Source organism: Ruegeria sp. F5 (assembly GCF_056533845.1).
Map to the genome: position 1 here is coordinate 1 of NZ_JBQFOU010000070.1, position 1490 is coordinate 1490.

Consider the following 1490-nt stretch of genomic DNA (forward strand, 5'->3'; position numbering starts at 1 on the left):
CGCACCGGAACCGAATGGCCGGTGGGCGCGCCGCGCAGGGTCGGGTCGGTCGAGAACGAATACTGGGTCTTCGCCATGCAGACCGGCAGATTGCCATATCCGGCCTCTTCCCATTCGCGCAGCTGGTTGCGGATCTTGTTGTCGGCCAGAACTTCGTCGGCGCGATAGATGCGCTTGGCGATGGTTTCGATCTTCTCGAACAGCGGCATGTCGTCAGGGTAAATCGGCGAGAAATTCGCGGCGCCGTTTTCGACGATTTCGACAACCTTTTCCGCCAGCGGCGCCGAGCCGTCCGAGCCTAGTTCCCAGTGGCGCGACAGAACCGCCTCGACCCCGTGTTCGGCGCAGTAGGTCTTGACCGCCTGCACTTCGTCGTCGGTGTCGGTGACAAAGTGGTTGATGGCAACAACAACCGGCACGCCGAAGGATTTGACGTTCTCGATGTGGCGGCCCAGGTTGGCACAGCCCGATTTCACAGCATCGACGTTTTCCGCACCCAGATCGGCCTTGGCGACGCCGCCGTTCATCTTCATCGCGCGCACGGTGGCAACCAGAACCACAGCCGACGGGGCGATGCCCGCCTTGCGGCACTTGATGTTCATGAACTTCTCTGCACCCAGATCGGCCCCGAAACCGGCTTCGGTGACAACATAATCCGCGACTTTCAGCGCGGTCTTGGTCGCGATGACCGAGTTACAGCCGTGTGCGATGTTGGCGAACGGGCCACCGTGCACAAAGGCCGGGTTGTTTTCCAGTGTCTGCACCAGGTTCGGCTGCATGGCGTCCTTCAGCAGAACGGTCATCGCGCCTTCGGCCTTGATGTCGCGGCAGTAGACCGGGGTCTTGTCGCGGCGATAGGCAACGATGATGTCGCCCAGACGTTTTTCCAGGTCCTTCAGGTCATTGGCCAGACACAGGATCGCCATGACCTCGGACGCCACGGTGATGTCAAAGCCAGCCTCACGCGGGTAGCCGTTCGACACGCCGCCCAGAGACGCCGTGATCTGACGCAGCGCACGGTCGTTCATGTCGACCACACGACGCCATGCAACGCGGCGGGTGTCGATTTCCTGCTCGTTGCCCCAGTAGATGTGGTTGTCGATCATCGCCGACAGCAGCGAATGGGCCGAGGTGATGGCGTGAAAGTCACCTGTGAAGTGCAGGTTCATTTCCTCCATCGGAACAACCTGCGCGTAACCGCCACCTGCAGCGCCGCCCTTCATGCCGAAGTTCGGGCCAAGCGAGGCTTCGCGGATACAGATCATCGCGTTCTTGCCGATGCGGTTCAGACCGTCACCCAGACCGACCGTGGTGGTGGTCTTGCCCTCACCCGCCGGGGTCGGGTTGATCGCGGTGACAAGGATCAGCTTGCCGTCTTCGCGGTCCTGCACCGAGTTGATGAAGTCCTGGCTGACCTTCGCCTTGTCGTGGCCGTAAGGCAGCAGATCGTCGCTGGAGATGCCCAGCTTGGCACCGATTTCCTGGATCGG

At 61.5% G+C, this 1490-nt stretch carries 1 protein-coding gene; it reads right to left on the minus strand.

The window, feature by feature from the left end:
• Positions 1 to 1490: formate--tetrahydrofolate ligase (locus ACR0K1_RS25580; protein ID WP_480852318.1), on the minus strand; the 1490-nt coding region annotated here is incomplete at both ends.